The organism is Brachybacterium sp. ACRRE (genome assembly GCF_022346485.1).
Classification (GTDB): domain Bacteria; phylum Actinomycetota; class Actinomycetes; order Actinomycetales; family Dermabacteraceae; genus Brachybacterium; species Brachybacterium halotolerans.
On sequence record NZ_JAKRMO010000065.1, the window covers coordinates 1 to 24,469 of the forward strand.

The 24,469-nt window shown below is 71.1% G+C and carries 18 protein-coding genes and 1 tRNA gene; 15 read left to right on the top strand and 4 right to left on the bottom strand.

The window, feature by feature from the left end; all coding sequences use genetic code 11:
- Positions 1 to 184 precede the first annotated feature (184 nt).
- Positions 185 to 1,090 (top strand): polyphosphate kinase 2, encoded by a 906-nt coding sequence (gene ppk2 / locus MHY49_RS15800; RefSeq protein WP_200501891.1) that lies wholly within the window; start codon positions 185 to 187, stop codon positions 1,088 to 1,090.
- Positions 1,091 to 1,172: 82 nt separating this feature from the next.
- On the opposite strand, the gene aspA is transcribed toward ppk2, so the two are convergent.
- On the bottom strand, positions 1,173 to 2,699 hold the full coding sequence (gene aspA, locus MHY49_RS15805; protein ID WP_239205725.1) for an aspartate ammonia-lyase: 1,527 nt from the start codon (positions 2,697 to 2,699) through the stop codon (positions 1,173 to 1,175).
- Positions 2,700 to 2,931: 232 nt separating this feature from the next.
- Here aspA and MHY49_RS15810 point away from each other — a divergent pair, with 232 nt between their 5' ends.
- On the top strand, positions 2,932 to 3,348 hold the full coding sequence (locus MHY49_RS15810) for a DUF3017 domain-containing protein (protein ID WP_239205726.1): 417 nt from the start codon (positions 2,932 to 2,934) through the stop codon (positions 3,346 to 3,348).
- 116 nt (positions 3,349 to 3,464) lie between these two features.
- On the opposite strand, the gene MHY49_RS15815 is transcribed toward MHY49_RS15810, so the two are convergent.
- Positions 3,465 to 4,106, bottom strand: a complete 642-nt coding sequence (locus MHY49_RS15815) for a carbonic anhydrase (protein ID WP_239205727.1) — start codon at positions 4,104 to 4,106, stop codon at positions 3,465 to 3,467.
- Between the two features lie 91 nt (positions 4,107 to 4,197).
- On the opposite strand from MHY49_RS15815, the gene MHY49_RS15820 reads away from it, so the two are divergent.
- From MHY49_RS15820 to galK, 3 genes are all read left to right on the top strand, one after another.
- Positions 4,198 to 5,724: a threonine/serine exporter ThrE family protein gene (locus MHY49_RS15820; protein ID WP_200501888.1), complete on the top strand. Its 1,527-nt coding sequence runs from the start codon at positions 4,198 to 4,200 to the stop codon at positions 5,722 to 5,724.
- Complete coding sequence (locus MHY49_RS15825) at positions 5,721 to 6,794, top strand: beta-propeller fold lactonase family protein (RefSeq protein ID WP_239205728.1); 1,074 nt, start codon at positions 5,721 to 5,723, stop codon at positions 6,792 to 6,794. Before MHY49_RS15820 ends, MHY49_RS15825 begins: the two co-directional genes overlap by 4 nt.
- Positions 6,795 to 6,871: 77 nt before the next feature.
- Entirely contained in the window at positions 6,872 to 8,080 is a 1,209-nt protein-coding gene (galK, locus tag MHY49_RS15830; RefSeq protein ID WP_239205729.1) for a galactokinase, read from the top strand.
- 3 nt (positions 8,081 to 8,083) lie between these two features.
- On the opposite strand, the gene MHY49_RS15835 is transcribed toward galK, so the two are convergent.
- Both MHY49_RS15835 and MHY49_RS15840 read right to left on the bottom strand, forming a co-directional pair.
- The gene (locus tag MHY49_RS15835; RefSeq protein WP_370646191.1) at positions 8,084 to 9,124 is read right to left on the bottom strand and encodes an adenosine deaminase; all 1,041 of its coding nucleotides are present in this window, start codon (positions 9,122 to 9,124) and stop codon (positions 8,084 to 8,086) included.
- Complete coding sequence (locus MHY49_RS15840; RefSeq protein ID WP_239205735.1) at positions 9,121 to 10,293, bottom strand: pyridoxal phosphate-dependent aminotransferase; 1,173 nt, start codon at positions 10,291 to 10,293, stop codon at positions 9,121 to 9,123. Before MHY49_RS15840 ends, MHY49_RS15835 begins: the two co-directional genes overlap by 4 nt.
- 348 nt (positions 10,294 to 10,641) lie before the next feature.
- On the opposite strand from MHY49_RS15840, the gene MHY49_RS15845 reads away from it, so the two are divergent.
- From MHY49_RS15845 to MHY49_RS15890, 10 genes are all read left to right on the top strand, one after another.
- A tRNA-Trp gene (locus MHY49_RS15845) sits at positions 10,642 to 10,714 on the top strand.
- A 65-nt stretch (positions 10,715 to 10,779) separates the two neighbouring features.
- Positions 10,780 to 11,052 carry a preprotein translocase subunit SecE gene (gene secE / locus MHY49_RS15850; RefSeq protein WP_193636171.1) on the top strand — a complete coding sequence of 91 codons (273 nt, stop codon included), beginning with the start codon at positions 10,780 to 10,782 and terminating at the stop codon, positions 11,050 to 11,052.
- A 70-nt stretch (positions 11,053 to 11,122) separates the two neighbouring features.
- A complete protein-coding gene (nusG, locus tag MHY49_RS15855; protein WP_239205730.1) occupies positions 11,123 to 12,061 on the top strand; it encodes a transcription termination/antitermination protein NusG in 939 nt (312 codons plus the stop codon).
- 217 nt (positions 12,062 to 12,278) lie between these two features.
- Positions 12,279 to 12,710, top strand: coding sequence for a 50S ribosomal protein L11 (rplK, locus tag MHY49_RS15860; protein WP_152351763.1), 432 nt, complete (start codon positions 12,279 to 12,281; stop codon positions 12,708 to 12,710).
- Positions 12,711 to 12,715: 5 nt separating this feature from the next.
- Complete coding sequence (rplA, locus tag MHY49_RS15865; protein WP_200501882.1) at positions 12,716 to 13,438, top strand: 50S ribosomal protein L1; 723 nt, start codon at positions 12,716 to 12,718, stop codon at positions 13,436 to 13,438.
- Positions 13,439 to 13,978: 540 nt separating this feature from the next.
- Positions 13,979 to 14,494 (top strand): 50S ribosomal protein L10, encoded by a 516-nt coding sequence (rplJ, locus tag MHY49_RS15870; RefSeq protein ID WP_239205731.1) that lies wholly within the window; start codon positions 13,979 to 13,981, stop codon positions 14,492 to 14,494.
- Between the two features lie 158 nt (positions 14,495 to 14,652).
- Positions 14,653 to 15,039: a 50S ribosomal protein L7/L12 gene (gene rplL, locus MHY49_RS15875; RefSeq protein WP_200501880.1), complete on the top strand. Its 387-nt coding sequence runs from the start codon at positions 14,653 to 14,655 to the stop codon at positions 15,037 to 15,039.
- 144 nt (positions 15,040 to 15,183) lie between these two features.
- Positions 15,184 to 16,323, top strand: a complete 1,140-nt coding sequence (locus MHY49_RS15880; RefSeq protein ID WP_239205732.1) for a CorA family divalent cation transporter — start codon at positions 15,184 to 15,186, stop codon at positions 16,321 to 16,323.
- Between the two features lie 527 nt (positions 16,324 to 16,850).
- Positions 16,851 to 20,339, top strand: a complete 3,489-nt coding sequence (gene rpoB, locus MHY49_RS15885) for a DNA-directed RNA polymerase subunit beta (RefSeq protein ID WP_200501878.1) — start codon at positions 16,851 to 16,853, stop codon at positions 20,337 to 20,339.
- A 105-nt stretch (positions 20,340 to 20,444) separates the two neighbouring features.
- Positions 20,445 to 24,332, top strand: a complete 3,888-nt coding sequence (locus MHY49_RS15890) for a DNA-directed RNA polymerase subunit beta' (protein ID WP_239205733.1) — start codon at positions 20,445 to 20,447, stop codon at positions 24,330 to 24,332.
- The last annotated feature ends 137 nt before the right edge of the window (positions 24,333 to 24,469 follow it).

Sequence of the window (24,469 nt, forward strand, 5' to 3'; positions counted from 1 at the left end):
GTCTGGCCGTGCAGCGCGCCAACACCCTGGGCGAGCACTCCGAGTGCGAGCAGGCGCCCGATCGGCCCCGCGGCGTCCGACTGCGGTCGAGTTCACCCGCTGGACAGATGCGCCGCATACCCTGGGGAGCAAGCCGATCCCGGTCGCTCCTGCGAGAGCGCCCGGATGTCCGAAGGAGAGTCGCGTGAAGGTCCCCGACAACCAGAACCTCAGGGAGTACATCGAGCATCTGAGGGATGAGGGGTACACGGTGGCCGACGGGCACACGCCCGATCCCGACCTCATCGACCCGCAGGGCAACCCGGTGTACACCTGGCAGGAGGGGTACCCGTACGACACGCGCATGGACCGCGACGAGTACGAGCTCGAGAAGTACCGCCTGCAGGTCGAGCTGCTGAAGTACCAGTACTGGCTCGAGGACAACGACCAGAAGTCGATCATCATCTTCGAGGGCCGCGACGCCGCCGGCAAGGGCGGCACGATCAAGCGCTTCACCGAGCACCTGAACCCGCGCACCGCGCGCGTGGTCGCGCTGAACAAGCCGAGCGACCGCGAGAAGGGCCAGTGGTACTTCCAGCGCTATATCCAGCACCTGCCCACCGAGGGCGAGATGGTGCTGTTCGACCGCTCCTGGTACAACCGCGCCGGCGTCGAGCGCGTGATGGGCTTCTGCACCGATGAGGAGTACGAGGGGTTCATGAACCAGGCGCCGCTGTTCGAGCGCATGCTCGTGGACTCCGGCATCCACCTCACGAAGCTCTGGTTCTCCGTCTCCCAGCGCGAGCAGCGCACCCGCTTCGCGATCCGCCAGCTGGACCCGGTGCGGCGCTGGAAGCTCTCCCCGATGGACCTCGAGTCGCTGGACCGCTGGGAGGCCTACACCGAGGCCAAGGAGGAGATGTTCCGCCGCACGGACAAGAAGTACGCGCCGTGGACGATCATCCGCTCCAACGACAAGAAGCGCGCCCGCCTCAACGCGATGCGCTACTTCCTCTCCCAGTTCGAGTACGAGGGCAAGGACCACGAGGTCGTCGGCGAGCCCGATCCCAAGCTCGTCATGCGCGGCAAGAAGGAGGAGGCCGACGAGTAGTCGGCGTCCGTCCGCGGCCGCATGACGCGAGGCCCCGAGGAGCACTGCTCCTCGGGGCCTCGCGCTGTGCGCAGGGGCGCGGTCAGCGACCCGTCTCGGTCACGGCGTTGTCGTCGGCCACCATGCGCGGCACCTCGCCGGAGTCCGTGGCGGGGTCGACCACGGGGATGGTGCCGGTCGGCGTCGGACGATGGGGGCGGGTCATCATGGTGGGGGAGAGCAGCGCGCTCAGGTGCGCCTCGTCCAGCAGCCCTGCCTCGAGCACCAGGTCGCGGACGGGCCGCCCGGTCTCGAGGGCGGTGCGTGCGATGTCGGTCGCGGCGGCGTAGCCGATCACCGGCACGAGCGCGGTGACCACGCCGATCGAGCGCTCCACGTAGTCCTCGAGCACCTCGTGGTTGGGCTCGATGCCGCGCACGCAGCGGTCGGCGAGGGTGGACATCGCATGGGTCATGGAGAGCATGGACTCGAGGATGTTGAAGGCGATCACGGGCTCGAAGGCGTTCAGCTGCAGCTGCCCGGCCTCGGCGGCGAACGTCACGGTGAGGTCGTTGCCGATGACCTCGAAGGCGACCTGGTTGACGACCTCGGGGATGACGGGATTCACCTTCCCGGGCATGATCGAGCTGCCGGGCTGCACCGCGGGCAGCCGGATCTCGGCGAGCCCGGCGCGCGGACCGGAGCTCAGGAGGCGCAGGTCGTTGCAGATCTTGGAGATCTTCACGGCGATCCGCTTGAGCACGCCGGAGAAGGTGACGAAGGCGCCCGTGTCGCTCGTGGCCTCCACGAGGTCGGCGGCGACCACGAAGTCCACGCCGGAGATCTCGGAGAGGTCCTCCGCGGCGAGCTGCGCGTAGCGGGGATCCGTGGTGATGCCCGTGCCGATCGCGGTCGCGCCGAGGTTGATCTCCTTGAACAGGCGGCCGGTGCGGGTCAGGCGCTCGACGTCCTCGGAGATCGTCGTGGCCCAGGCGTGGAACTCCTGGCCGAGCGTCATCGGCACGGCGTCCTGCATCTGCGTGCGGCCCATCTTGAGGACGTCCGCGAACTCGTCGCCCTTCTCGCGCAGGGCGACGATGAGCCCGTCCATGGCGTCGGCGAGCTTCGGGAAGCTCAGCAGCAGCGCGAGGCGCACCGCCGTCGGGTAGACGTCGTTGGTGGACTGGGCGAGGTTCACGTGGTTGTTGGGGTGCAGGTGCTCGTACTCGCCCTTGGCGTGCCCCATGATCTCCAGGGCGCGGTTCGCGATGACCTCGTTGGCGTTCATGTTGGTGCTCGTGCCGGCGCCGCCCTGGATCACGTCGACCACGAACTGCTCGTGCAGCTGGCCGTCCGCGATCTCCCGGCAGGCCTGCTCGATCGCGGCGGCGCGCTCGTCGTCGAGCGCGCCCAGCTCGTGGTTCGCACGGGCGGCCGCGCGCTTGACGTGGGCGAGGGCGACGATGAGCTCCGGGAAGTGGGAGACCGGGACACCGGTGATGCGGAAGTTCTCCTGCGCCCGCAGGGTCTGGATGCCGTAGTAGGCGTCACCGGGGACCTCACGGTCTCCCAGCAGGTCGTGCTCCAGCCGACCGGGCACGGCGGCCTCGGACGCAGACGGGGTGGTCATCAGGATGCTTCTCCTCGGTTCGCGACTCGGGCCGACGTCGTCGACGGCCCGTCTCCACCCTAGACGGGCCGGGGAGCCCCGCGCGGGCGACCCGTGCGAGCGGCCCGGGGTCGATGCGCGGATCGTCCCGCCGACGGGACAGGCGTCCGCCGAGGGCCGGAGCATGCGGCCCGCCGGCCTCGGATCCCGGCCTCGGATCCCGTGCTCATCCTCAGCCCGTACGATGTCGCGCATGTCGCCGAGCACGTCCCCGGGCCCCGGCGTCGGCCCCGATGCGGGCGCCGACGCGGGGCACGAGGCGCATGCGGAGGCGGGGCACGCCGCGGGGCACGAGGCGCACGCGGACGCCGCCGGTCCCGCACAGTCCGCGCAGCGCCGGGTGCCGCTGGGCGAGGGGCTGCGCCGCCAGACGCTCCTGCTGCTCGCCCTCATCGCGCTCGTGGCGGTCCTGGGCTTCGGCGCGTCCACGAGCGCCGTCGTGGCCGGCCGCCTGCTCGCGGCCCTGCTGCTCGTGGTCGCCCTGCTGCGGGCGTGCCTGCCCGCCTCGCTGCTCGGGGCGCTCGTGGTGCGCTCGCGGGGGCTGGACGTGCTCGTGATGCTCGCCCTCGCGGGCGGCCTCGCGGTGCTCTCCGCGGCGCCCAACCTCTGAGCGTCCGAGCGTCCGGCCGACGGCGGCCCGATGCCGGGTCCGACGGGCCGGGGCCTGTCGGACCTCGCCGCGTCGGACCCCGCCCCGTCGGCCCTCGCCCCGTCGGGCCTCGCTGCTCAGACCTCCGGTCCGCTGACCACGCGCACCGCGCCGCCGGTGAGCCCGTAGACGGCGCCGGCCAGCACGATCTCCCCACGCTCCTCGGCCTCGCGCACGATGCTCGAGCGCTCGCGCAGCTCGTCGAGGGTGCCCAGCACGTGCGCCTCGACGGCGCGCGCGGCCGGATCCTCGGGATCGAGGTGGTCGCGCACGTGCTCGACGAGGATCGGCATCTCGCCGGGCAGCTGCGTGCCCTCCTGGATCGCCTCGACGGTCGCGCCCACGGCGCCGCAGGACTCGTGCCCGAGCACGAGCACGACCCGCACGCCCAGCACGGCGACGGCGAACTCGACCGACGCCTGCATGGAGCGTCCCAGCACGTGACCCGCGTTGCGGGAGACGAACACGTCGCCGAAGCCCTGGTCGAACAGCAGCTCGACGGGCACGCGGGAGTCCGAGCACCCCAGCACCGTGGCATAGGGGGCCTGGCCGGTCTCGAGCAGGCGCCTGCGCGCCTCGTCCTGGTGCGGGTGCAGCGCGTCGCCGTCCACGAACCGCCGGTTGCCCTCGAGCAGCGCGGCGAACGCCTGCTTCGGGGTCGAGGAGGGGGAGGGGGCCGAGGACGCCGGGTTCGCGCCGGTCACGTCGGAGTCGTTCACAGATGTCTTCCTTCCGGGGGCGCCGTGCGCACAGGGTCGCCCGCTGGAGGGGTGGCGCGCAGGCGCCTGTCAGTGTGACACGATTCGGGCCGTGCCCACCGACATCGTCCGCCTGCACTCCGTCTTCGACCTCGCCATGCGCGTCGGCGAGGGTCTGCTGACCAACGGAGCCGCCGCCTCCGAGGTCACGGCGACCGTGCTGAGGATCATCAGCTCCTCGGGTCTTCGTGATGTCGTGGTGGAGGTCACCTTCAACCAGGTGTCGCTGTCCTACCTCCCCGACGACTACTCGACGCCGTTCACGAGGATCCGCGCGACCGGCAGCCGCGTCCAGGACTTCGCGCGCCTCTCGGCCTTCGAGGAGGTCACCGAGCACTACATCCTGGGCACCGTGAGCCTCGAGGAGGCCCTCGTCCAGGTGCGCTCGATCCCCCAGCAGAGACCGCACTATCCGCGCTGGCTCGCGTTCCTGGGGTTCGCCGTGATGGGCGGTGCGGCGGCCTTCAGCTTCGGCGGGACGATCCTGGTGGTGCTCACCGCCACCCTCGCCAGCGGCGCCCTGGTCGCGCTCACCGAGGTGATGGCGGCGCGCCAGATCCCCATGTTCTTCGGGCAGGCCGCGGGCGGTCTCATCGGCGTGGTCGTGGCCGTGGTGCTGCACGCCCTCGCGCCCGCCCAGAACTCGGCCATCGTCGTGGTGGCCTGCATCATCGTGCTGCTGGCAGGACTCGCCTCGATCGGGTCCATGCAGGACGCGATCACCGGCTGGTACGTCACCGCCTCCGCCCGCATCCTGGAGACGCTCATGCTCACCGTGGGCATCGTGGTGGGCGTGCGCGCCGGACTCCTGGGTGCCGAGCTGCTCGGCCTCCACATCTCGGTCGAGCCGACCGCCCCCGTGACCCTCGCCTCCCTGGTCGCGGCCGCCGTCTCCGGCGCCGTGATGGGTCTCGGCTTCGCCGTCGGCACCTTCACCCCGGCCCGGGTGCTGGGCTGGATGGCGATGGTCTCCTCGGTGTCGGCGGTGGTCGTCTACCTGCTCACCGAGTTCGTGTTCGACCGCGTCTGGGCCTCGGCGTGCGCGGCGTTCGCGGTCGGCGTGCTCGCCGTGCTCGTGGCCCGACGGGTCCGCGCCCCCGCGCTCGCCCTGATGATGGGCGGCATCATCCCGCTGGTGCCCGGCAGCCGCATCTACCGCGGGCTGCTCGCGCTCAGCGAGGACATCGGCCGCGGCGGCGCCGAGCTGTTCAGCGCTGCGGAGATCGCCGTGGGGATCGCCGCGGGCGCCGTGCTCGGCCAGCTGCTCGCGACCCGCGTGCTGAGCCGCCGCGGCGCGGCGGGCTGGGCGTTCACGCCCGTCGTCGCGACGCCGTTCCAGACGCCCCGCCGTCGCCGCCTCACGCTCCCTCGGCGCCGTCGGCGCGACGCGGGCCGCATCGAACCCTCTACGATGACCGGAGAGATGTCGGCCCTGCCGCCGTCGGTCCTCCACGACCTCCAGCAGGAGCTCGATCTCGATGCTCCCGCAGGGGCCGTGGGCGGCCCTGACGGACACGGCGGATCCGGCACCACCGACGGCGCGCGACGGAGCGACGCCCCCACCCAGGAGGACCGATGACCACCACACTCCTCGCCACGGGCTGCTACTCGACCTCCGGCTTCGGCCGGGGCAGCGGCATCGAGCTGCTGCGATGGTCGCCGGACCCGGGGGCCGACGGGTCGGCCGGGGGCGTCGAGATGCTCGCCCGCGCCGAGGTTCCCGACCCCTCGTTCGTCATCTGGAGCGAGGACGGCGCGCTGCTGTACGCGGTCACCGAGACCAGCCCCACCCACGTGCTCGCGCTGCGCCCGAGCGAGGACCTCGCCTCCCTCGAGACCGTGGCGGACATCGCCCTGCGGGGCGAGGGCGGCTGCCATCTCGCCCTCGGGCCCGACGGCCGCACCCTCATCGTCGCCCAGTACGGCTCGGGCAGCGTCGAGACGCTCGCGCTCGACGAGGACGGCGTGCCCGTCTCCCTCATCGACGAGGACGACCACGGCGACTTCGGCGAGGGGCGCACCGCCCACCCCCACCAGGTCGTCCTCCTGCCCGGCACCGATCTCGTGGCCGTGCCCGATCTTGGCCTGGACCGCGTGATGCTCTACCGGCAGGACATCGACGGGCACATCGACCTGGCCGCGGAGATCGCGCTCGAGCGGGGGAGCGGGCCCCGGCACCTCGCAGCCGACCACGAGAGCTCCGAGCTGCACGTCTCCTGCGAGCTCAACGGCCGCATCGCGACCGCCGTGCGCGCCCGTCCGGGCAGCACCGAACGGCAGTTCGTGGGCGACGGCTCCTCGATCGAGGCGAGCTGGAAGGTGTCCTCGAGCGTCCCGTCGAGCAGCGTCGAGGGGGAGAACGCGATCTCCCATCTCGAGCTCACGGACGACGAGCATCACCTGCTCGTCGCCAACCGCGGACCGAACACCCTCAGCGTGCTCGACCGCGGCCAGATCGCCCCGCAGCTGATCGCCGAGACCGGCGTGGGCGCCCACCCGCGCCACTTCACCCAGGCGCAGGGGCATATCCTGGTCGCCGCGCAGGAGGCGGACCGCATCGACGTCCTGCGCTTCGACGGCCGGGACCTGACGATCGCCTCCGATCCGATCCCCTCGCCGTCCGTCAGCTGCATCGCCCCGCGTCCCTGAGCTCCGCCGCTCCCGAGGGCGAATCCAGAGACCGGCCCGCCCGGGCCGCACCCCCGACCAGAAGGAACCGCACCCCCATGTCGAGCGACGCCGTCATCCTCGAGGCCCCCGATCGCGGCGAGGCCGTGGACGCCACCGCCCGCGCCTTCGCCGCCGCCTTCGGATACGAGCCCGACGGCGTGTGGTCGGCCCCGGGCCGCGTGAACATCATCGGTGAGCACGTCGACTACCAGGACGGCCTGTGCCTGCCGATGGCGATCTCCCACCGCTGCTTCGTCGCCGCGGCCCGCACGCCCACCGATCTGGTGCGCGTGCGCTCCGCGCAGAGCGACGTCGTCTTCGAGGGCCAGGCCGGGGATCTCGCCCCGGGCGCCGTCGAGGGCTGGCCCGCCTACGTGACCGGCGTGCTCTGGGCCCTGCGTCCCTTCATCAGCGGCGCCGTCCAGCAGGGCGTGGACATCTACCTCGACGGCCACGTGCCCTTCGGGTCCGGACTGTCCTCGAGCGCGTCCGTCGAGTGCGCGACCGCCGAGGCCCTCGAGTCGCTGCTGAGCCTGGGCACGACGCCGCTCGAGCGCGTGCGCGCCTGCATCGCCGCGGAGAATGACTTCGTGGGCGCCTCGACCGGCGGCCTCGACCAGTCCGCCTCGGTCCTCGCCCGCGAGGGCCGCGCGCTGCTGCTGGACTGCCGCGACTTCTCGACCACCCCCGTCGCCTGGGATCTCGCCGGCCAGGGCCTCGCCCTGCTCATCACCGACACCCGCGCCGAGCACTCCCACGCCGGAGGCGAGTACGTCGACCGCCGCCGCGACAGCGAGCGCGCGGCGGAGATCCTCGGCGTGGGGACCCTGCGCGAGATCGACCCTGCCGGCCTCGACGAGGCCCTGGGCCGGATCGACGACGAGGTGGTCCGCCGCCGCGCCCGCCACGTCATCACGGAGATCCAGCGGGTGCGGGACTTCCACGCGCTGCTCGAGAGCGGGAGCGTCCGCGAGGGCGTCGCGCAGCTGGGCGCACTCCTGAACGCCTCCCACGACTCGCTGCGCGACGACTACGAGGTCACCGTCCCCGCGCTCGACGTCTCCGTGGACGCGGCCCGTGCGGCCGGCGCCCACGGCTCCCGGATGACCGGCGGCGGCTTCGGAGGCTCCACGATCGCCCTCGTGGAGGCGGGCTCGGCCCAGGACGTCGCCCAGGCGATCGCCGACGCCTTCGCCCGCGAGGGCCTCGGCTCCCCGGCGTTCTTCCTCGCCCTCCCGGAGGACGGCGCCGGCCAGGACCGCTGAGCCTCAGCCGCGGGAAGGGCCGCTCGGCTCCGCGTCGAGCCACGCCGCGACCCCGGCGAGAAGGCGCTCCCGCGTCGCCGCATCGGCCCGTGAGAGGCGGATCGAGTCGGCCGCGAGGCCCGCGAGCTCCGCGTCCGTGAAGCCGGCCTCCCGGGCGATCTCGTACTGCGCGAGCAGCCGCGAGCCGAACAGCAGCGGGTCGTCGGCGCCGAGCGCGATCCGCGCCCCCGCCTCCCGCAGCCGCCGCAGGGGCACGTCCCCGGCGGAGGGGTACACCCCGAGCGCCGCGTTCGACGCCGGGCACACCTCGAGTCCGACGCCCTGGTCGGCGAGGCGCGCGAGCAGGCGCGGGTCGTCCGCCGATCGCACCCCGTGCCCGAGCCGGTCGGGATGCAGGTGGTCGACGACCTCGCGGAGATGGTCGGGTCCCAACAGCTCGCCGCCGTGGGGCACCGAGGCCAGTCCCGCCTCGCGGGCGATGCGGAAGGCCGGTGCGAACTCCGAGGTCGCGCCGCGGCGCTCGTCGTTCGAGAGGCCGAAGCCGACCACGCGATCGGCGTTGCGCGCGGCCAGCCGCGCGAGGGTCCGCGCGTCCAGCGGATGGCGCGTGCGGGAGGCGGCGACCACGATCCCGATGCTCAGACCCAGTGTGCGCTCGGTGCGCTCGGCCTCGTCCAGGACGATCTCGAGCGCCGGGGTGATGCCGCCGACGTGCCCCGCGTAGCCCGTGGGATCCACCTGCAGCTCGAGCCGCCCGGAGCCCTCCGCGAGATCGTCCTCGGCGGCCTCGCGCACGATCCGGCGCATCGCCTCCTCGCCGTCGACGACGTGGCGCGCGGCGTCGTACTGGCGCTGGAAGCGGAACCAGCCCCGGCGCGTGGCGTCCACGTGCAGCGCCTCGTCGGCGTGCAGGATCCGCGGCAGTCGGATGCCGCGCTCGGCCGCCATCTCCACGAGCGTGTCCCGGCGCATCGACCCCGTGAAGTGCAGGTGCAGATGCGCCTTGGGGAGGGTGCGGAGATCGCGCCGGCCGGGCGTGCTCACTCGGCGAGCAGTGCGGCCAGGCGCTCCATGCCCTCGGCGAGATCCTCGTCGGCCAGGGCGTAGGAGAAGCGCAGGTGCCCGGGGGCGCCGAAGGCCTCGCCCGGGACGGCGGCGACCTCGGCGTGCTCGAGGATCGCCTCGGCGAGATCGGTGCTGGTCTCCACGCGCGTGCCGCGGATCGTGCGGCCCAGCACCGCGGTCACGTCCGGGAACGCGTAGAAGGCGCCCTCCGGGGTGGGCACGCGGAACCCGTCGATGCTCGAGAGCGCCTCGACGATGGCGCGGCGACGGCGGTCGAAGGCCTCGCGCATCCTCTCCACGTCGTCCATGGGCCCCGTGAGCGCGGCGAGCGCCGCTCGCTGCGCCACGTTGTTGACGTTGCTGGTGAGGTGGGACTGGAGGTCCGAGGCGCCCTTGACGATGTCCTTCGGACCGATCAGCCAGCCCACGCGCCAGCCGGTCATCGCGAAGGTCTTGGCGACGCCGTTGAGGAGCACGGTGGTGTCGGCGAGCTCCGGCACGGCATCCAGGATCGAGACGAAGGGGACGCCGTCGTAGGTGAGGTGCTGGTAGATCTCGTCGGAGATCACCCAGATCCCGTGCTCGAGCGCCCAGCGGCCGATCTCCTCGAGCTGCGCGCGGCTCATCACGGAGCCCGTCGGGTTCGAGGGGGAGCACAGCAGGATCGCACGGGTCGCGGGGGTGCGGGCGGCCTCGAGCTGCGCGAGGGTGGGCAGGTAGTCCTGGTCCGCGCCGGAGAGCACCTCGACCTCGCGCGCCCCGGCGAGGCGGATCGCCTCGGGGTACGTGGTCCAGTAGGGCGCGGGCAGGATGACCTCGTCGCCCGGGTCCAGCAGGCTCGCGAACGCCTCGTAGACGGCCTGCTTGCCGCCGTTGGTGACGAGCACCTGGGCGGGGTCGACCTCGACGCCGTCGGTGCGCAGCGTGGCCTCGGCGATCGCCTGGCGCAGCTCGGGGAGGCCCGCGGCAGGGCTGTAGCGGTGGTTGCGCGGGTCGGCGGCGGCGTCCTGGGCGGCGGCGACGACGTGCGCGGGGGTCGGGAAGTCCGGCTCGCCCGCTCCGAAGCCGATGACCGGCCGCCCGGCCGCCTTCAGCGCCTTCGCCTTCGCGTCCACCGCGAGGGTCGCGGACTCGGCGATCGCCCCGATGCGCGCGGAGAGGCGTCGCGCGGAGGATCCGTCCCCGGGCCCGACGGGGGCCGACGGCGACGCGGTGGGGGCGGGCTGGGAAGCTGCGGAGGGCGTGTTCTCGTTCACCCTCCACATCCTGGCAGAGCGCAGGTGAACGTGCCAGATCGGGCGCCGACGCGGACCTCGTCGCCCGCTCTCCCCGGCCGCGGCGCGCGCCCGTGCTGGTCCGCGGTGTGATCCGGGACGCGGGGGATTCGCCCGTGCGCCGGGTCATGGGTATGCTGTTCGTCGGTCCTCACGGCCCGGCGGACTCGCGCCGCCCGGAACCACCCCGCGGGGGAGGACCTCGCAGGAGAGATCCTGCGAAGGGCAGTGGCGCAATTGGTAGCGCAGCGGTCTCCAAAACCGCAGGTTGCAGGTTCGAGTCCTGTCTGCCCTGCTCGTCCGATCGGACCAGACGTCCGGACGGACGCGGATGCACCCGACGAGATCGGACAGACCAGAGTGAGCTCCAGCCACACCTCCCCGGCGACTCCCCACGAGGGGCGTCGCAAGGACGACGGGTCCAGGAACCCGTTCGTGGCGATCGGCCTGTTCGTCCGCCAGGTCATCGCTGAGCTCAAGAAGGTCGTCATCCCGACGCGCAAGGAGCTCGCCGTGTACGCGGTGACCGTCCTCATGTTCGTCTTCGTGATGATCCTTCTGGTGTTCGGCCTCGATTTCGTCTTCGGCTGGCTGTCCCGGATCACCTTCGTGGTCCCCGACTCCGGGCTCTGAGTCCGCGCCGAGCGCGTGCGGGGCCGAAGCGCCCGACCCGATCCACAGCCGGTAGGAAAGCAGGTTCACGGTGGCGAACGACCAGTCCGACTCCTTCGAGGACACCTACGAGGGCGTCGACTCCTCTCTCGCGTTCTCCGCGTCCCCCGAGTCCGGCCGTCCCGATGACTCCGCGACCCCCGAGGCCGCCGACGGCGAGGACGCCGCCGCAGCCTCCGAGGGCGAGCAGAGCACCGAGGACGCCGGCGCCGAGAGCGCTGCCGACGAGGCTCCGGCCGACGGGACCGCGGACGACGAGACCTCCTCCGACGACGAGACCTCCTCCGAGGACGCGTCCGCTCCCGCCGCGGCCGACGCCGCCGAGGGCGCGGACGACTCCGACGAGGGCCCCAGCGCCGAGGAGCAGATCGCCGCGCTCAAGCGCCAGCTGCGCTCCGCCCTGGGCGAGTGGTACGTCGTCCACTCCTACTCCGGTCACGAGAACCGCGTGAAGACGCAGCTCACGACCCGCATCGAGACCCAGAACATGGAGGACTTCATCTTCCAGATCGAGGTCCCCATGGAGGATGCGACCGAGATCAAGAACGGCCAGAAGAAGGTCGTCCGCCGCGTGCGGGTCCCCGGGTACGTGCTCGTGCGCATGGACCTGACCGACGAGTCCTGGCGGGTCGTGCGCGACACCCCCGGCGTCACCGGCTTCGTGGGCAACGCGACCGACCCGACCCCGCTGACCTTCGACGAGATCTTCTCGCTGCTCGAGCCCAGCATCGGCCTGCCCGAGAAGAAGCGCGCCTCCTCCGCGGGCGGCTCCTCGCGCGCCGCCGCCGCGCAGAAGGTCCCCGCCTTCGCCGTCGGCGAGTCCGTGACCGTCATGGACGGTCCGTTCGAGACCATGCCCGCCACGATCTCCGAGATCGACGGCGAGCACCAGAAGCTCCAGGTCCTCGTGTCCATCTTCGGACGCGAGACCCCGGTGGAGCTGGCCTTCGACCAGGTCGCCAAGATCTGATCCGAGTCCGGCTCGGCGCAGCCCCTCGAGCCCCGCGCTCGAGTCACGCGCCATCGGCGTCCCGATCCGTCGGGATGCCATCAGCGTCCTGACCCGTCGGGACGCCGCAGGCAGCCCGGTCCGCCGGGATGCCGCCGGCCCCCGGCCCGTCCGGGGAGCCGCAGGTGGGAGGAGCTTGATGAGCTCCGCCCGGACCACGACCACAGAAGGAAGAGCAATGGCTCCCAAGAAGAAGATCGCGAGCATCATCAAGCTCCAGATCCAGGCCGGCCAGGCCACCCCTGCGCCGCCCGTGGGTCCCGCGCTCGGCGCTGCCGGCGTGAACATGATGGAGTTCGTCAAGGCGTACAACGACCGGACGGCCGACCAGCGCGGCAACATCATCCCGGTCGAGATCACCGTGTACGAGGACCGCTCGTTCACGTTCGTGACCAAGACGCCGCCGGCCGCCGAGCTGATCAAGAAGGCCGCCGGTCTGCAGAAGGGCTCTGCGACCCCGCACACCGACAAGGTCGGCAAGATCTCGATGGACCAGGTCCGCGAGATCGCGGAGACGAAGATGCCGGACCTGAACGCGAACGACATCGACGCGGCCGCGAAGATCGTGGCCGGGACCGCTCGGTCCATGGGCATCACGGTGGAGGGCTGATCACGATGGCATTCAAGAGCAAGTCGTACAAGGACGCAGCGGCCAAGATCGACGAGGGCCGCTTCTACTCGCCGCTGGACGCGATCCGTCTGGCGCAGAAGACCTCCCCGGCGAAGTTCGACGCCTCCGTCGAGGTCGCCATGCGCCTGGGTGTGGATCCCCGCCAGGCCGACCAGATGGTGCGCGGCACCGTCAACCTGCCCAACGGCACCGGCAAGACCGCCCGCGTGATCGTCTTCGCGACGGGCGCGCAGGCCGAGGCCGCTCTGGCGGCGGGCGCCGACGAGGTCGGCGACGACGACCTCGTCGAGAAGGTCGCCGGCGGCTGGACCGATTTCGACGCGGCCGTGGCCACGCCGAACCTCATGGGCAAGGTGGGCAAGCTGGGCCGCGTGCTCGGCCCCCGCGGCCTCATGCCGAACCCGAAGACCGGCACCGTCACGATGGACACCGCCAAGGCCGTGTCCGACATCAAGGGCGGCAAGATCGAGTTCCGCGTGGACCGTGCGGCGAACCTGCACTTCATCATCGGGAAGGTCTCCTTCTCCGATGCGCAGCTCACCGAGAACTACGTGGCAGCGCTCGAGGAGATCCTGCGACTGAAGCCGTCCTCCTCGAAGGGCCGCTACATCAGCAAGATCACCGTGTCCACCACCATGGGCCCGGGCGTCCCGGTCGACGTGAACCGCACGCGCAACCTCACCGAGGACACCGACGAGGCCGCCTGAGCCCCGTCGTCCCTCGACGCCGTTCCGCGCCGGGCCCTGAGTCCGCGCGGGACGCGCCCCGAAGCCCCCGCACCGATCCGTCGGTGCGGGGGCTTCCGCGTGCCGGGGCGAGCACGGGCGGAATCGGGCAGAGCCGGGAGGAGCGGGGCAGGGAGGAGCACGGCGGGCAGCGCCGCGGATGTGAGCGAGGTCGCCGCTCACCGGATGGCGCCGTCGCACGCGACTCGGCTACCCTGGGACTACCGAAGACCGCCGGTCGTCGTGCCCGCCACCGGGCTCGACCGAAGGAATCCCCACGGGGACGGCCTGCGCAGGTGAACCGAACGACCGCTGCACGGTCGCTCGCGCCCCGGGAGACCGGGTGCGGCAGCGGAGGATCCCGATCCTCCCGCAGGCCGCGCTGTGCGAGCTGAGTGCGTCCGGGCCTCGACACCTGCGTGTCGAGGCCTTTTCCGTGTCCGCTGCAGATCGGTCCGCCCCCGGGCGGACCCGTCAGGCGGGCCCTTCAGCCGTCGGCCCGAGACCTCTGGAAGGAGGGCCATGGCGAAGCCCGAGAAGGTGGACGCCGTCGCCGAGCTCACGCAGCTGTTCCGTGAGTCCGACGCCGCCGTTCTCACCGAGTACCGCGGCCTCAGCGTCACGCAGCTCCAGCAGCTGCGCCGCTCGCTGGGTGCTGACACCACCTACGCCGTGGTGAAGAACACGCTCACGGAGATCGCCGCCCGCGAGGCCGGCATCGACGCGTTCGAGGGCAAGCTGGCCGGCCCCACCGCCATCGCCTTCATCAAGGGTGAGCCGGTCGCTCCGGCCAAGGCCCTGCGTGACTTCGCCAAGGGCAACGAGAATCTCGTCGTCAAGTCCGGTTACTTCGAGGGCAAGGCCCTCTCGGAGGACGACGTGAAGACCCTCGCGGACCTCGAGTCCCGCGAGGTGCTGCTGGCCAAGGCAGCAGGCGCCTTCAAGGCGAACCTGTCCAAGGCCGCTGCCGTGTTCCAGGCGCCGCTGTCGAAGGCGGCGCGCACTGTGGACGCGCTGCGTGCGAAGCAGGAGGCCTGAGCCCCACGGCTCATGCCCTCGGCATCGCACACCTCAGCGCGTCGGCGCTGACCTCGACCTCCCGTCGGCCGCATCGGCGGAGGTCCGCTTGACCAGGCGCGAGAGCGCCGCCCCACGCACGGAGCCCCACGGCTCCTGAACAGGAAGGAACGCCCATCATGGCGAAGCTCAGCAACGACGAGCTCATCGAGGCTTTCAAGGAGATGTCCCTCATCGAGCTCTCCGAGTTCGTGAAGCAGTTCGAGGAGATCTTCGACGTCACCGCCGCGGCCCCCGTGGCCGTCGCCGCCGCCGGCGGCGCCGCCGGTGGCGACGCCCCCGCCGAGGAGGAGAAGGACGAGTTCGACGTCATCCTCGAGGGCGCCGGCTCCGCGAAGATCGCCGTCATCAAGGAGGTGCGCGCTCTGACGGGTCTCGGCCTGAAGGAGGCCAAGGACCTCGTCGACGGCGCCCCCAAGCCGGTTCTCGAGAAGGCGACCAAGGACGCCGCCGAGAAGGCCAAGGAGCAGCTCGAGGGCGCTGGCGCCTCCGTCACCGTCAAGTGATGACGGCGCCCGGGCGCTCGACCCCGGAGACGGACTGAGTCCGGATCCTCGTCCTGACGCCCACGGCGCACATCTGCTGGCAAGGGCCGTCCCGCTTCGGCGGGGCGGCCCTTGCGCATGCCCGGACGCGGGCAGGATGGGCCCATGACCACCGTGCGCTGCCTGTCCCTGTCCGGCACGACCGACGACGGGTGGTCCCTGTCCGAGGTCGAGGTCCCGCTGGAGGACCTCCGCTCGCGCCTCTCCCGGAGGGGCGGTCCGACCCTCTGGCTCGACCTCGTGCAGGACGACGGCCCCGACGGGGGAGCCGTGGCCGAGGTCGCCGAGGCCCTGGGCCTGCGCGGCACCGAGATCGAGGGCATCCTCGGTCGGCATGCACGGGCCAAGGCCGTGCACCGCACGGATCATCTCGCCTTCGTCGTGTACGCGCCGGTGCCCGTCGGGGAGGCCGCCCGCGCCGCCCGCGGAGAGGACCCGGAGGCGCCCGAGGAGGGCGCGCCCCAGCCGCGGCGCGGGGAGGACCAGTTCCGCGCGACGCGGATCGCCGGATTCGTGCATCCCGGGGGAGTGGTCACCGTCCGCTCCGACGACGCCTTCGACCTCGCCCCCGTGCGCGAGGACTGGGCCCACGACGAGGGGGCGCCGCTGGGCGCCTCGGGCCTCGCCCACCTCGTGCTCGACGCCGTGGTGGATGCGCAGTTCTGGGCGGCGCAGTGGATGGACGACCGTCTGGACGACCTGGAGGACGACGTCTTCGAGGCGGCGGGCCGGAGCGCGGGGATCGAGAACGTCGCCGCGGCGCTGCGGGGAGAGCTGACGCGCCTGCGGCGCTGGATCCAGCCGATGGCGTCGGTGATCGACCGCCTGCGACCCGGGACGGAGGACGGGCGGGGGAGCGCGGACGCCGCGCACGGCGCCGCGCAGCCCTCGTCGTCCGATCGGCCCGAGGGCCCCGATGGGACCCTCGAGCTGCGCTCCCTCCACGCGGAGCTCGCGGACCACGCGGCGCGCACCGAGGAATGGCTCGACTCGCAGCACGAGACCCTCACCTCGGTCGTCCAGACCCATCTCGCGCTCCAGGACCAGCACCTGAACGTGGTGATGCGCAAGCTCGCCGGCTGGGCCGCGGTGGTGTCGATCCCCACGCTGGTCACGGGATGGTTCGGGATCAACGTGCCCTACCCGGGCTTCGGGTCGCCGGTGGGGCTCGTGATCGCGGCCGTGCTCGTGCTGGTGCCCACGCTCGCGGTCGGGATCCTCATGCGCCGCGCCCGCTGGATCTGAGCGCGTGGGCCCCGCGCGACCGCGCCGCAGCGCGCGCGGATGCGACGCGGCACCCGCTCCCGCCGGGGCCGACGCACCTGTGCATCCTGCGCGCCTGCTTGACTCGCGGGCGAGCACGGCGCATTCTGTTCCCTGATCGAGAGCTGTTCCTGTCGACTGCTCCCGTCGGCGATACCGCACCGATGGTGCGACGTGAGAGGCCGGGCCCCGTGCCCGCCCCGCCGCTGGGGCCCGACGCCGCGAGGCGCCGGGTGACGAGAACCAGACAGGAGGCTCCGCCCTCCGCGCCAGGCATATGGCGGTCGACGCGGATGGACCCTCCGCGCTCGCGGTGTTGCGTCCATCCGTGATCTTCTGTATGCTCTCTCTTTGCGCTGTGTCGTCTTCGATCGTCAGCCCGCCGAACCCCCTGGAGCCCCTGCGGGCACCGCTGGGTCCATGCGAGGCGCAGAGCCGCTGACCCTCTGCTCGACCTGGGAGGACGCCGCCGCGCGGTCCACTGTCACCGGCCTGTGGAAGGACCACCCTTGGCTGCCTCGAGCACCGATCGAACCCCTGACATCGCCCTGCGCACGGCGTCGCCGCGCGTCACCTTCGCCAAGCTCGGCGATCCGCTCCAGGTCCCCGACCTGCTGAGCCTCCAGACCACCTCCTTCGACTGGCTGCTCGGCAACGAGCGCTGGCAGGAGCGCGCCGCCGAGGCGGCGTCCGCGGGACGCGAGGACGTCCCGCAGACCTCCGGTCTGGCCGACATCTTCGAGGAGATCTCCCCGATCGAGGACTTCGCCGGCAACATGGCGCTGTCCTTCCGCGACCACACCTTCGACGACCCGAAGTACACGGTCGAGGAGTGCAAGGAGAAGGACCTCACCTACTCCGCCCCGCTGTACGTGATCGCCGAGTTCATGAACAACGAGACCGGCGAGATCAAGACCCAGACGGTCTTCATGGGCGACTTCCCGCTCATGACCGACAAGGGCACCTTCATCATCAACGGCACCGAGCGCGTGGTCGTCTCGCAGCTCGTGCGCTCGCCCGGCGTCTACTTCGACGAGAGCGTCGACAAGACCAGCGACAAGCACATCTTCGGCGCGAAGATGATCCCCTCGCGCGGCGCCTGGCTCGAGTTCGAGGTCGACAAGCGCGATCAGGTCGGCGTGCGCATCGACCGCAAGCGCAAGCAGTCCGTCACCACGCTGCTGCAGGCGCTCGGCATGTCCCAGAGCGAGATCCTCGACGAGTTCGGCGAGTTCGAGTCCATGCGCTCGACCCTCGAGAAGGACCGCACGACCTCGCAGGACGAGGCCCTGCTGGACATCTACCGCAAGCAGCGCCCGGGCGAGCCGCCCACGCGTGATGCCGGCGAGGCGATGCTCAACAACCTCTACTTCAACGACAAGCGCTACGACCTCGCGAAGGTCGGCCGCTACAAGATCGGCAAGAAGCTCGGCGTCGAGGCCCCTCTCTCGCAGTCCACGCTGACCCTCGAGGACATCGTCGCGACCATCAAGTACCTGGTGGCCCTGCACGACGGACTCGGGGAGACCACGAGCGCCGACGGCCAGACCCTCCGGGTCGAGACCGACGACATCGACCACTTCGGCAACCGTCGCATCCGCGCGGTGGGCGAGCTGATCCAGAACCAGGTCCGCACGGGCCTGTCGCGCATGGAGCGCGTCGTGCGCGAGCGCATGACCACGCAGGACGTCGAGGCGATCACCCCGCTGACCCTGATCAACATCCGCCCGGTGACGGCGGCGATCAAGGAGTTCTTCGGCACCTCGCAGCTCTCGCAGTTCATGGACCAGAACAACCCGCTGTCGGGCCTGACCCACAAGCGCCGCCTCTCGGCGCTGGGCCCGGGCGGCCTCTCGCGCGACCGCGCGGGCATGGAGGTCCGCGACGTCCACCCGAGCCACTACGGCCGCATGTGCCCGATCGAGACCCCTGAGGGCCCGAACATCGGCCTCATCGGCTCGCTCGCGACCTTCGCGCGCATCAACCCGTTCGGCTTCGTCGAGACCCCGTACCGCAAGGTCACGAAGGGCGAGGTCACCGACGAGATCGTCTACCTGACGGCCGACGACGAGGACCGCCACGTCATCGCGCAGGCCAACGCCCCGCTGAACGAGGACGGCACCTTCGTCGAGGAGACCGTGCTCTCGCGCCTCACCGGCGGCGAGCCCGAGCTCGTCCCCGCCGACGAGGTGGACTACATGGACGTCTCGGCCCGCCAGATGGTGTCGGTCGCGACCGCCATGATCCCGTTCCTCGAGCACGACGACGCGAACCGCGCCCTCATGGGCTCGAACATGCAGCGCCAGGCCGTGCCGCTCATGCGCACGGAGATGCCGCTGGTCGGCACCGGCATGGAGCGTCGCGCCGCGGTCGACGCGGGCGATGTGATCGTCGCCGAGAAGCCCGGTGTGATCGAGGACCTCTCGGCCGACCTCATCTCGGTCATGGCCGACGACGGCACCCGTCAGACCTACCCGATCGGGAAGTTCGACCGCTCCAACGCGGGCAACTGCTACAACCACCGCGTGCTGTGGAACGAGGGCGACCGCGTCGAGGCCGGCTCGGTCCTGGCCGACGGCCCGTCGACGGAGGAGGGCGAGCTCGCGCTCGGCAAGAACCTCCTGGTCGCGTTCATGTCGTGGGAGGGCCACAACTACGAGGACGGCATCATCCTGTCCTCGCGCATGGTCCAGGACGACGTCCTCACCTCGATCCACATCGAGGAGCACGAGGTCGACGCCCGCGACACCAAGCTCGGCCGCGAGGAGATCACCCGCGACATCCCCAACGTCGGCGACGACGTCCTGGCGGACCTCGACGAGCGCGGCATCATCCGCATCGGCGCCGAGGTCGAGGCCGGGGACATCCTGGTCGGCAAGGTGACCCCGAAGGGCGAGACCGAGCTGACCCCCGAGGAGCGCCTGCTGCGCGCGATCTTCGGCGAGAAGGCCCGCGAGGTGCGCGACACCTCGCTGCGCGTCCCCCACGGCGAGTCCGGCACCGTCATCGGCGTCCGGGTGTTCACCGAGGAGGACGAGTCCGAGATCCTGCCCACCGGCGTCAACGAGATGGTCCGCGTGTACGTGGCCCAGAAGCGCAAGATCACGGACGGCGACAAGCTCTCCGGCCGCCACGGCAACAAGGGCGTCATCGCCAAGATCCTGCCCGTGGAGGACATGCCCTTCCTCGAGGACGGCACCCCGGTCGACATCATCCTCAACCCGATGGGCGTGCCCGGTCGCATGAACATCGGCCAGGTGATGGAGGTCCACCTGGGGTGGGTCGCGAAGAACGGCTGGTCGCTGGACCCGAAGTCCGACGCCGCCAAGGACCTGCCCGACGCGGCGCTGACCGGCGAGCCGGGCACCCCCGTCGCCGTACCGGTGTTCGACGGCCTGTCCGGCACCGAGCTCGAGGGCCTGATCGCGAACCACACCCCGAACCGGGACGGCGAGCGGATGGTCAAGGAGGACGGCAAGGCGCAGCTGTTCGACGGCCGCTCCGGCGAGCCGTTCCCGAAGCCGATCTCCGTGGGCTACATGTACATCCTGAAGCTCCACCACCTGGTCGACGACAAGCTGCACGCCCGTTCGACCGGCCCCTACTCGATGATCACGCAGCAGCCGCTGGGCGGTAAGGCCCAGTTCGGCGGCCAGCGCTTCGGTGAGATGGAGGTCTGGGCGATGGAGGCGTACGGCGCCGCCTACGCCCTCCAGGAGCTCCTGACCATCAAGTCGGACGACATCCCCGGCCGTGTGAAGGTCTACGAGTCCATCGTCAAGGGAGAGAACGTCCCCGAGCCGGGCATCCCGGAGTCCTTCCGCGTGCTCCTCAAGGAGATGCAGTCCCTGTGCCTGAACGTGGAGGTGCTGTCCAGCGACGGCACCGCCCAGGAGGTGCAGGAGAACGACGAGGAGGTGTTCCGGGCCGCGGAGGAGCTCGGCATCGACCTGTCCCGCCGTCCCCACGAGGGCGTCGGCTCCATCGAAGAGGTCTGAGGCCCGAGCCCGGGGGAGCGCGGCCGCACAGGCCGCCCTCCCGGGCCCGCCCCCGACCCTCAGACAGCGATTCGACCCGACTTCAGATTCGAGAGAAGGACACCTGTGCTCGACGTCAACACCTTCGACGAGCTGCGCATCGGCCTCGCGACCGCGGACGATATCCGCACCTGGTCCCATGGCGAGGTCAAGAAGCCCGAGACCATCAACTACCGCACCCTCAAGCCCGAGATGGACGGCCTGTTCTGCGAGCGCATCTTCGGTCCCACCCGGGACTGGGAGTGCTACTGCGGGAAGTACAAGCGCGTCCGCTTCAAGGGCATCGTCTGCGAGCGCTGCGGCGTGGAGGTCACCAAGTCCTCCGTGCGCCGTGAGCGCATGGGCCACGTGGAGCTCGCCGCCCCGGTGACCCACATCTGGTACTTCAAGGGCGTGCCGAGCCGCCTCGGCTACCTGCTGGACCTGGCCCCCAAGGACCTCGAGAAGGTCATCTACTTCGCCGCGTACATGATCACCGCGGTCGACGAGGATGCCCGCCACGAGGACCTGCCCGATCTGCAGGCCCGCTACGACCTCGAGGTCAAGGAGCTCGAGAACGAGCGCGACGCGGCCATCAACGACCGCGCCGTCTCCGCCGAGCAGGACCTCGCCAAGCTCGAGGAGGAGGGTGCCAAGGCCGACGCGAAGCGCAAGGTCCGCGACTCCTCCGAGCGCGAGCAGGCGCAGATCCGCAAGAAGTACGACGCCGAGATCGCCCGCGTCACCGCGATCTGGGACCGCTTCAAGAGCCTCAAGGTCGCCGACCTCGAGGGCGACGAGCAGCTGTACCGCGCCATGAAGCTGCGCTACGGCACGTACTTCGAGGGCGGCATGGGCGCCGAGGCGATCCAGCAGCGTCTGCGCGACTTCGACCTCGAGGCCGAGGCCGCCACCCTGCGCGAGGTCATCGCCACCGGCAAGGGCCAGAAGAAGGCCCGCGCGCTCAAGCGCCTCAAGGTCGTCACCGCGTTCCGGTCCACCACCAACTCGCCCGAGGGCATGGTGCTCGACTGCGTCCCGGTGATCCCCCCGGATCTGCGTCCGATGGTGCAGCTGGACGGCGGCCGCTTCGCGACCTCCGACCTCAACGACCTGTACCGCCGCGTGATCAACCGCAACAACCGCCTCAAGCGGCTGCTCGATCTCGGTGCGCCCGAGATCATCGTGAACAACGAGAAGCGCATGCTGCAGGAGTCGGTCGACTCGCTGTTCGACAACGGCCGCCGCGGGCGTCCGGTGACCGGCCCGGGCAACCGCCCGCTGAAGTCGCTCTCCGACATGCTCAAGGGCAAGCAGGGCCGCTTCCGCCAGAACCTGCTGGGCAAGCGCGTGGACTACTCGGGCCGCTCGGTCATCGTGAACGGTCCGCAGCTCCACCTGCACCAGTGCGGTCTGCCCAAGGGCATGGCGCTCGAGCTGTTCAAGCCCTTCGTCATGAAGCGGCTCGTGGACCTCTCCCACGCGCAGAACGTGAAGGCCGCCAAGCGGATGGTCGAGCGTGCGCGCCCCGAGGTCTGGGACGTGCTCGAGGAGGTCATCACCGAGCACCCGGTGCTGCTGAACCGTGCGCCCACCCTGCACCGCCTGGGCATCCAGGCCTTCGAGCCGCAGCTCGTCGAGGGCAAGGCCATCCACCTGCACCCGCTCGTGTGCGCCGCCTTCAACGCGGACTTCGACGGCGACCAGATGGCGGTCCACCTGCCCCTGAGCGCCGAGGCGCAGGCCGAGGCCCGCATCCTCATGCTCTCGAGCAACAACATCCTCAAGCCGTCGGACGGCCGTCCGGTGACCATGCCCGCGCAGGACATGATCATCGGTCTGTACCACCTGACGACGGTCCGCGAGGACGCGAAGGGTGCCGGCCGCAGCTTCTCCTCGATCGCCGAGGCGATCATGGCGAACGACGCCGGCGACCTCGAGCTCAACGCCCCGGTGCGCATCCGCTTCGAGGACGTCGTGCCGCCGCGCGGCTGGGAGGCCCCCGAGGGCTGGACCGAGGGTGACCCGATCACGCTCGAGACCACGCTCGGCACGGTCTACTTCAACGAGACCCTTCCCGTGGACTTCCCCTACGTGGAGGGCCAGGTCGGCAAGAAGCGCCTGGGCGGGATCGTCAACGAGCTCGCCGAGCGCTACGAGAAGGGGCAGGTCGCCGCGTCGCTCGATGCGCTCAAGTCCTACGGCTTCTCGTGGTCGACGCGCAGCGGCGTCTCCTTCGCCTTCTCCGACGTCATCGCGCCGGAGGACAAGCAGGAGATCCTCTCGAAGTACGAGGACCAGGCCGCCCGCATCCAGGAGAACCGCGACCTCGGTCTGGTCTCCGAGGCGGAGCGCAACGCCGAGCTGATCGACGTCTGGTCCAAGGCGACCAACGAGGTCGACGCCTCCATGCAGAAGAACTTCGAGGAGACCCCGACCAACTCCATCTACCGGATGGTGAACTCGGGCGCTCGAGGCAACTGGATGCAGATCCGCCAGATCGCCGGCATGCGCGGCCTGGTGACGAACCCGAAGGGCGAGATCATCCCGCGCCCGATCCTCTCCAACTACAAGGAGGGGCTCTCGGTCCTGGAGTACTTCATCGCCTCGCACGGCTCGCGCAAGGGCCTCGCGGACACGGCGCTGAAGACCGCCCAGTCGGGCTACCTCACGCGTCGTCTGGTCGACGTCTCGCAGGACGTCATCGTCCGCGAGTCCGACTGCGGCACGTCCAAGGGCCTGACCCTGCAGATCGCCGCGGAGGAGGCCGGTGCGCTGGTCCCCGACGAGAACATCGAGACCACGGCGTACGGGCGGACCCTGGCGACCGCGGCCCTCGACCCCGAGGGCAACGAGGTCGCTCCGGCGGGCTCCGACGTGGGCGACGTGCTCATCGACCAGCTGGTCGCCGCGGGCGTCCGCGAGATCAAGGTGCGCTCCGTGCTCACCTGCGACTCCGCCGTCGGCACCTGCGCCCTGTGCTACGGCCGCTCCCTCGCGACCGGCCAGCTCGTGGACATCGGCGAGGCCGTCGGCATCGTCGCGGCCCAGTCGATCGGCGAGCCCGGCACGCAGCTGACCATGCGCACCTTCCACACCGGTGGTGTGGCCAGCGCCGACGGCGACATCACGCACGGTCTTCCGCGTGTGCAGGAGCTGTTCGAGGCCCGCACCCCGGCCGGCTTCGCGCCGATCACCGAGTCCGCGGGCCGCGTGGAGATCGAGGAGAACGAGAAGCAGCGTCGTCTGACGGTCACCCCCGACGACGGCACCGACCCGGTCACCTACAACGTGCCGCGCCGCGTCAGCCTGCTGGTCGCCGACGGCGACCACGTCGAGGTCGGCCAGCAGCTCTCCCAGGGCTCGGTCGATCCCAAGCAGGTGCTGCGCATCCTCGGCCCCCGTGCGGTGCAGAAGCACCTCGTGGACGAGGTCCAGAAGGTGTACATCAGCCAGGGCGTGGACATCCACGCCAAGCACATCGAGGTCATCGTGCGCCAGATGCTGCGTCGCGTGACGATCATCGAGTCGGGCGACACGGATCTGCTGCCCGGCGACTTCGCGGACCGCATCACCTTCGAGCGCGAGAACCGACGTGTGCTCTCCGAGGGCGGGCAGCCGGCATCCGGCCGTCCCGAGCTCATGGGCATCACGAAGGCCTCCCTCGCGACGGACTCGTGGCTCTCGGCCGCCTCCTTCCAGGAGACGACCCGCGTGCTCACCGAGGCCGCCCTGAACCGCAAGAGCGACCAGCTCATGGGGCTCAAGGAGAACGTGATCATCGGCAAGCTGATCCCCGCCGGCACCGGACTTCCCCGGTTCCGTCGGATCTCGGTCGAGCCGACGGACGAGGCGAAGGCGCAGATGTACCAGGTGCCGGGCTACGACGAGCTGGACTTCTCCGGCTACGGCGCGGGCGCGGTCAACCTCGACGACATCGACTACTCGGATCCCTTCCGCAGCGACTTCCGCTGAGGAAGCCCGGTCGGGTCGACGCGCTGATCGCGCCGTCGGCCCGCCGGTCCCGAGACCACCGCAGGGCGGTCCCACCACACGGTGGGGCCGCCCTGCGGCGTGTCACGGGGAGGTGGCTCGGCGTGCCCGCCACAGCC

Coding starts and splice junctions, on each gene's coding strand:
- aspA (WP_239205725.1), bottom strand. CDS start 2,699: ATGACCACCCCGTCTGCGTCCGAGGCCGCCGTGCCCGGTCGGCTGGAG.
- MHY49_RS15810 (WP_239205726.1), top strand. CDS start 2,932: ATGTCGCCGAGCACGTCCCCGGGCCCCGGCGTCGGCCCCGATGCGGGC.
- MHY49_RS15825 (WP_239205728.1), top strand. CDS start 5,721: ATGACCACCACACTCCTCGCCACGGGCTGCTACTCGACCTCCGGCTTC.
- galK (WP_239205729.1), top strand. CDS start 6,872: ATGTCGAGCGACGCCGTCATCCTCGAGGCCCCCGATCGCGGCGAGGCC.
- rplK (WP_152351763.1), top strand. CDS start 12,279: ATGGCTCCCAAGAAGAAGATCGCGAGCATCATCAAGCTCCAGATCCAG.
- rplA (WP_200501882.1), top strand. CDS start 12,716: ATGGCATTCAAGAGCAAGTCGTACAAGGACGCAGCGGCCAAGATCGAC.
- rplJ (WP_239205731.1), top strand. CDS start 13,979: ATGGCGAAGCCCGAGAAGGTGGACGCCGTCGCCGAGCTCACGCAGCTG.
- rplL (WP_200501880.1), top strand. CDS start 14,653: ATGGCGAAGCTCAGCAACGACGAGCTCATCGAGGCTTTCAAGGAGATG.
- MHY49_RS15880 (WP_239205732.1), top strand. CDS start 15,184: ATGACCACCGTGCGCTGCCTGTCCCTGTCCGGCACGACCGACGACGGG.